Genomic DNA, 6,684 nt, shown 5'->3' with positions numbered 1-6,684 from the left:
GCTTGATGAAAAGTCTTTTATAAATGCAATTAAAACAATATACACAAGTACCAATAAAGAAACTTCTCTCATTATGTATGCAATATATGGAGGCGATGAAGCATTAAGAAATATTTATAAAAAAGAAAAAGATTCAAAATTATGTTTGCTTGTATTTTCTATCAATAAAAACAGTAAATATGCTGTTAATATGCTTTATAATGTATTTAGAAAAAGTAAAAAATCTGAAATAAGAGAGATGACAGAAATAATAATTGAGGATATGGCAAAAGAAAATAATTTGAGTGTTTATGAATTCGGATTAAAAGCTGTAGAAAATTTCGGATTTGATAGAAATGCAGAGAAAATAATAAATAATAATCAATATAAAATAATTTTAAAAAATAATTATACTATAGAATTGTTTGATATCAAAGAAAATAAAACATTAAAACAAATACCTAAAAATTTTGATGATAGTACAAAAGAAGAAATTAAATACATAAAAAAAGAAATTCCAAATATTATAAAAAATCAGAGTAATAATTTAATAAAAATTCTATTAGCAGGAAAAAAGTATATAATATCTATAATAAAGTGCATCAATTGACAAACTTAAAATTTTTTAGTATATATTACAATTAAAATGAAATTAGTATTATTTAGTACTAATTTTATACCTGCATTTTCACCTGCCGTAGGCACACTTCGTAGTGGTACTTCGTATTGTTCTTCGATGAAGTCTCAGGAAAAATAATAATGAAAACATTGACAAAGTTAAAAAATTTCAGTATATTCAATTATAAAAATTATCTAAGAGTGATAATTATGAATATAAACAAAGAATTTGATTGTGATGTATTAATTGTAGGCGGAGGAATAGCTGGACTTATTGCTGCTGAAAGAGCATTGAAAGTTTTTAAAAGAGTATGCATTGCTGATTCTTCTAAAATTTGTTCTGGAGCTTCTTATTTTCCTTTGAAAGCTACATTAGGTATACAGGCAACAAAAGATGAAAATGATTATGATAAATATTATGAAGATATAACTAATATGGGTAAAGGTGTTGAAAATCCAGAGCTTATAAAAACTTATATTAAGAATATTAAAAGAGATGTTTATCTACTAAAAAGAATTGGTTTTAAACCTTGGATTAGAAAAGATTCAAGACCTGCATGTTTTGCTAAATACTCAAGAAATATTTTTTTGATTAATGATTGGAATGGTGCTAGAAAAAGAGCTAATAAAATTTTCAGAAAAAATAAAAGACTGAAAATATTTGAAGAAAGTTCTTTAATAAGAATCATAAAAAATAATGATCAAGTTTATGGAGCAGTATTTCAAAATAAAGATAAATTTTTCTTTATAAAATCTAAAGTTATAATCTTAGCTGCAGGAGGAATTGCAGGAAATTATAAAAATAGCTTGTATCCCAAAAAAATTAATGGTACTTGTCATATAACGGCATTAGATGCTGGAGCTTATGCACAAAATATGGAGTTTATTCAATTTATACCTGCATATTTAAAGCCTAAATATAATGTTTTGTTTGGAGAGCATACTCTTAAATATTGTATTGGCATGTATGATGAAGATAATAAATTAATTTTGGACGGAATAAACGATGATAAAAATAAAAAATTATGGATTGAAAGAAGTGCTTATGCTCCTTTTAGTATAGATTTTGAAAGCAGTGAAATAGATTTGAAAATACCTTACAGCGGAGTAAAATTAAAATATTCTGAAGATTTATATAAAGACAAAGAAGAATTTTATACTGTTTATTTGGATTGGCTTAAAAAAGAAATGAATATTGATTTACTTAAAGATGAAACTTTAATAACTCATTTTGCTCATAGCTGTAATGGAGGAATAAAAATAGACAGCAATGGATTTACCGGTGTTAATGGGCTTTATGCTGTTGGTGAATTATCATCTGCTATAGAGGGTGCTAATAGGCTAGGCGGAAATTCTGTTGGCGGTGCTTTGGTATTTGCAAATAATGCTGTGAAAGATGCTTATGAATATATTAAAAATAATAAATTTCATGATAATAAAAAATTAAAAGATATAGAAAAAGAGTTTAATGATTGGATAAATGATATTTCAAAAGATGATAAAGAAAACAATCTTAAAAAAAATGAAGTGCTTGAAAAAATAAGAGAATTAGTAAGTGAAAATTTATCCGTTATAAGAAGCAGAGAAAAAATAGAAAGTTTTTTTAAAAATATTGATGAGCTTAGAAGCAATTACAGTATAAAAGAAAATATTAAAAACGGTTCTATAGAAATTTATTTGATTATTGAAAGTGTTAAGATGATCGCTTTGAGTATGCTTGAGAGAGATGAAAGCAGAGGAGCACATTACAGAGATGATTTTAGAGATTCATCAGATAAAATTTATAAGCTTCATATAAAAAGAGAAAATAATAAAACTATAATAAATAGAATTTATATTAATAATTAAATAATTACAATAAAGATTCTCTGTTATAATCTGTTATATCGGTTCCTATTTTTTGAGCCAATTCTTTTACTGTGATTTTTTTATCGTATACAGCATTAAGTTCTGAATCTGTTGCTCCTAAAAGTTCAACAAAAATAACTTTTCCATTAGGAGTATTGATTTCAGCTGCTTCATCTGGTACAGTAATAAATCCTGTTATTTTAGATTTTTGTTCAGCATCTATTCCTTCTTTTTGTTTAGTCCATATATATTCATAAGGATTGAAAACGGCACCGCTTTCAAATACATATCTTGCTAATTGCTGTAAAAATCCTACAACAGTTTTTATTTCATTATCAGCAGTATCATCATCTTTAGTATTATTAATCTGTTTTTCATTCATTTTTAATTTAAAAGTAAGTTCAAAACCAAATCCGCTGTATTCTTTATTATCTGATTCTTTTTCATAAAGCTCACTGAATCCGTAAGTAACAAAATGATAATATCCGTTTCCTCTGTAAATACTGATTCCATCAAGAGGATCTTTCCCTCCAAGCATGTAACTTATTATAGGTCTGTAATGCAGAGGTTCTTTTTGTTCAGTGTATATTTTCTCAAAAGTTTCTGTTATAGCATCAAAACCTGCAGTATTTATTTCCTCATTATTATTTAACTCTTTTTTGCTCATTTTTTACTCCTAATTATTATGTTAATTAGTATAACAGAAAGAATTTATATATCAATAATATTTTTTAATTATAGTTTTACTTGAAAAATTATAAAAATATTCTAATATGTGAATTATAATTTTTTATTCAGGATAAATAAATGATAAAAAAAGAAATACAGCAATTATTTGAATTAGGAAAGAATGCTTTTAAAGAAAAAAGATATGAAGAAGCTATTTTTAACTTAGAGAAGATAATTGATATTTATAATAAGGATTTAGTTTTTTATTCTGATGATGAGTTTATTATTTATAGTGATAATAATGATGATGGCGATGAAACAAATGCTGAAGATATTAATAATATGCATAATATTTTGATAAGTGCTTATTATAATATAGGTACTTCTAAATGCAATTTAAAAGAGTACGAAGAGTCTATAAAATATTTTGATAAAACTTTAGAACTTAACAATGAATATTGCAATGCATACTATAGCAGAGGAGTTGCCAAATATAGTTTAGGCTCATATGAAGATGCTATAAAAGATTTTAATAAAACTTTAGAATTAGATTCTGATTTTAAAGATGCTTATTTTGTTAGGGCTTTATCTTATGCTAAGATAGATAAACATAAAGAGGCTATTGATGATTTTAATAGATTATTAATAGAGTATAATGAAATTAATTATATATATTATTATTATAGAGGTTTATCCAAATTTGATTTAAATTTATTTGAAGAAGCCATTGAAGATTTTACTATTGCTGCAGATTATTTGCCTGATGAAAGTTATATATATCATGATAGAGCTTTAGCTTATTCTAATTTGAATATGTTTGAAAAGGCTATAAATGATTATAATAAGGCTATAGAGCTTAATGAAACAGATACTGGTTATTATTATAACAGAGCTTTAATGTACTCTGAATTAGAAGAATATAATAAAGCTATAGAAGATTATAATAAAGTTTTGGAATTAAATCCTGATAACATAGGCGCCCTTTATAATAAGGCTTTATGTAAACAGAATTTAGATTTATTTGAGGAAGCTATTGATTATTTTGATATATTTATAAAACTTAATCCTTGTTATGCTGATGCATATTATTATAGAGGAAATGCTAAGACTAATTTAAAACTTTATGAAGAAGCTATTGAAGATTATAATAAAGTTTTGGAATTAGATAATGATTATATAGAGGCTTATTATGAAATAGCTATGGCAAAGATTAATTTGAATTTATATGATGAGGCAATGAAAGATTTTGATAAAGCTTTATATAATGCAAAGTCAGATTCTGATAAAGCTTATTTATATAATTTGAGAGGCACTTTAAATGAAAGATCACAAAACTATGATGAAGCTATAGAAAATTATACTAAAGCGATAGAACTTGGATATGAATGTTATTATGAAAGAGCTATTGTCAAACATAATTTCGGGTTAATAAAAGAATCTATTAATGATTATGAAAAGGCTATAGAGTTAGAAGCTGATAATTATAAAATATATTATGATAAAGGGATTGCTGAACTTGATTTATCTTTGTATGAAGAGGCTGTAAAAGATTTTCATAAGTCTATAGAATTAAATCCCAATTACGACGAAGCATATTATAATAGGGGTATTGCTAATGAAGCATTGAAAAATTATGATGAAGCTTTTAGAGATTATCAAACTACTATAAAATTAAATAAAGAACATGATTATGCTTTTAATAATTTGGGCGGGTGCTATGTGAGGTTAAAAGAGTACGATAAAGCATTAGAAAATTTTTATAAAGCATTAGAAATAAACTCTGCACTTTCTCTGCCTTATAATAATATAGGTGAAGTGAAATCAAGATTGGCTTTAAAAGAAAAAAACAATATAGAAAATTATAATAAATTAAATAGTGAAGCATTAGAGTATTTTAATAAATCTTATCAAACGGCTTTAAAAAATAATGATGAATATGAAATGAATGCGATTATGGATAATATGAAAGAATTAGCAGCTGAAAATATAGAGCCTGCAATAGAGTTCTTAAAAAATAATAATATTGATTATTAAGCTAATATACAAATTAGTATATACCCCCAATTTTTAATTTTGTTAATTTTTATGTTGTTCTTTTTCCCGCCGCAAAAAGAACCAAAAAGTGCAAGGATATAATTAGTGCTAAATGATACTAATTTTGTTTTACATGTAATATAAAATATTAAATTTAATCTAAAATATAGCCTTTTGCTTCTCGTCGCAGGCGTACTTCGTATGTGGCAATACACAGGCACTCCTTTCAGTTGCAAAAGAACTAGGGGACTGCCCTCTGTGTACTTCATAAGGGCAAAGCCATGTAAATATTTCAAATTTAAAAAAATTATTTTTGACAAAATGTAGTTGTTTAGCTATACACTGAAAATTTTTAAATTTGTAAAAATTTATTTGTTTCAGTATATTTCTGTCAATCTAAAATCCCATATTAAAAGTATAAGCCAAGTATATATGAATCTGTTGCTAGCATTATTAAACTCTATATTAATTTTTATTTTATCATTATAATTGGTTTCAGTATTGATAATTTTTGTTCTTATATAAAATTCTTGATTATTGTATGAGTCTTTAAATGAATATCCGTTAATTTCATAATAGCTTTTACGTTCGGTATTCATATCATATTTTTGAGAAAATGCTTTTACCATGCCGTAACTTATTTCCATATTTTGTAATTTTTTTAATGCTTCTTCTAAATTATTTATTTTTATATTTGTAAACTGCATTATTGGCTGTGATAATTCATAGTCTTCAAGCTGTTTTTTCCATTTTACTATAATTTCTTCTTCCATTTCTATAGGGCTTAATAAACTTACAAAATAATTATTATTTATATTCACTGTATTATCATCGCAGTTGGTATAACTTCCATCGCCTGAATATCTGAATGTTGTTATAAAATTACCATTTTCATCAAATAAATTCCAAACTAAATTAATTGCAAATTTATTCATTATTGGATTATCAATAAATATTTCTTTGAAAAAATTAAAATCGTACTTTTTGCCTGTTAATAGAATTTTTATTAAATTTCTGCTTTGATTTTTTATAATATTTGGAATTTCTTTTTTTATGTATTTAATTTCTTCTTTTGTAGTATCATCAAAGTCTTTAGGTATTTGTTTTAATATTTTATTTTCTTTGATATCAAAAAATTCTATAGTATAATCATGTTTTAAAATCATTTTATATCGATTATTATTTATTATTTTCTCTCCGTTTATATCAAATCCAAAATTTGGTATAGCTTTTAATCCAAATTCATAAACGCTCAAATTATTTTCTTTTGCTATATCTTCAATAATTTTTTCTGCCATCTCTTTTACTTCATATTTTTTACTTTTCTTAAACACATTATAAAGCATATTAATAGCATATTTACTGTTTTTATTGATAGAAAATACAAGTAAACATAATTTTGAATCTTTTTCTTTTTTGTAAATCTCTCTTAATGCCTCGTCTCCTCCATATATTCCATACATAATAAGAGAAGTTTCTTTATTGGTACTTGTATATATTGTTTTAACTGCATTTATAAAAGATTTTTTATCAATT

4 protein-coding genes and 1 pseudogene are annotated in these 6,684 nt (G+C 24.6%); 3 read left to right on the top strand and 2 right to left on the bottom strand.

The genetic code is table 11. The features are described 5' to 3' along the window. Window positions 1–589: pseudogene (locus Q0K19_RS14715) on the top strand (BspA family leucine-rich repeat surface protein); the annotation flags it as partial. Window positions 590–807: 218 nt separating this feature from the next. Further along, complete coding sequence (locus Q0K19_RS14710; protein WP_367172183.1) at window positions 808–2,445, top strand: FAD-binding protein; 1,638 nt, start codon at window positions 808–810, stop codon at window positions 2,443–2,445. Window positions 2,446–2,449: 4 nt separating this feature from the next. Here Q0K19_RS14710 and Q0K19_RS14705 read toward each other — a convergent pair whose 3' ends face one another. After that, window positions 2,450–3,112: a suppressor of fused domain protein gene (locus Q0K19_RS14705; protein ID WP_297249278.1), complete on the bottom strand. Its 663-nt coding sequence runs from the start codon at window positions 3,110–3,112 to the stop codon at window positions 2,450–2,452. A 140-nt stretch (window positions 3,113–3,252) separates the two neighbouring features. On the opposite strand from Q0K19_RS14705, the gene Q0K19_RS14700 reads away from it, so the two are divergent. After that, complete coding sequence (locus Q0K19_RS14700) at window positions 3,253–5,148, top strand: tetratricopeptide repeat protein (RefSeq protein WP_297249276.1); 1,896 nt, start codon at window positions 3,253–3,255, stop codon at window positions 5,146–5,148. A 377-nt stretch (window positions 5,149–5,525) separates the two neighbouring features. Here Q0K19_RS14700 and Q0K19_RS14695 read toward each other — a convergent pair. Further along, window positions 5,526–6,684, bottom strand: a 1,159-nt coding sequence (locus tag Q0K19_RS14695; protein ID WP_297249274.1) for a DUF4132 domain-containing protein, incomplete at its 5' end; no start/stop codon positions are given.

Origin of the sequence: uncultured Brachyspira sp. (assembly GCF_944393015.1) — a bacterium.
Lineage (GTDB): Bacteria > Spirochaetota > Brachyspiria > Brachyspirales > Brachyspiraceae > Brachyspira.
This window is presented reverse-complemented; position numbering and strand designations above follow the sequence as displayed.

What these genes read in the sequence shown, in the direction of transcription:
- Q0K19_RS14705 (WP_297249278.1), bottom strand. Translation starts at nt 3,112, where the DNA reads ATGAGCAAAAAAGAGTTAAATAATAATGAGGAAATAAATACTGCAGGT.
- Q0K19_RS14700 (WP_297249276.1), top strand. Translation starts at nt 3,253, where the DNA reads ATGATAAAAAAAGAAATACAGCAATTATTTGAATTAGGAAAGAATGCT.
- Q0K19_RS14710 (WP_367172183.1), top strand. Translation starts at nt 808, where the DNA reads ATGAATATAAACAAAGAATTTGATTGTGATGTATTAATTGTAGGCGGA.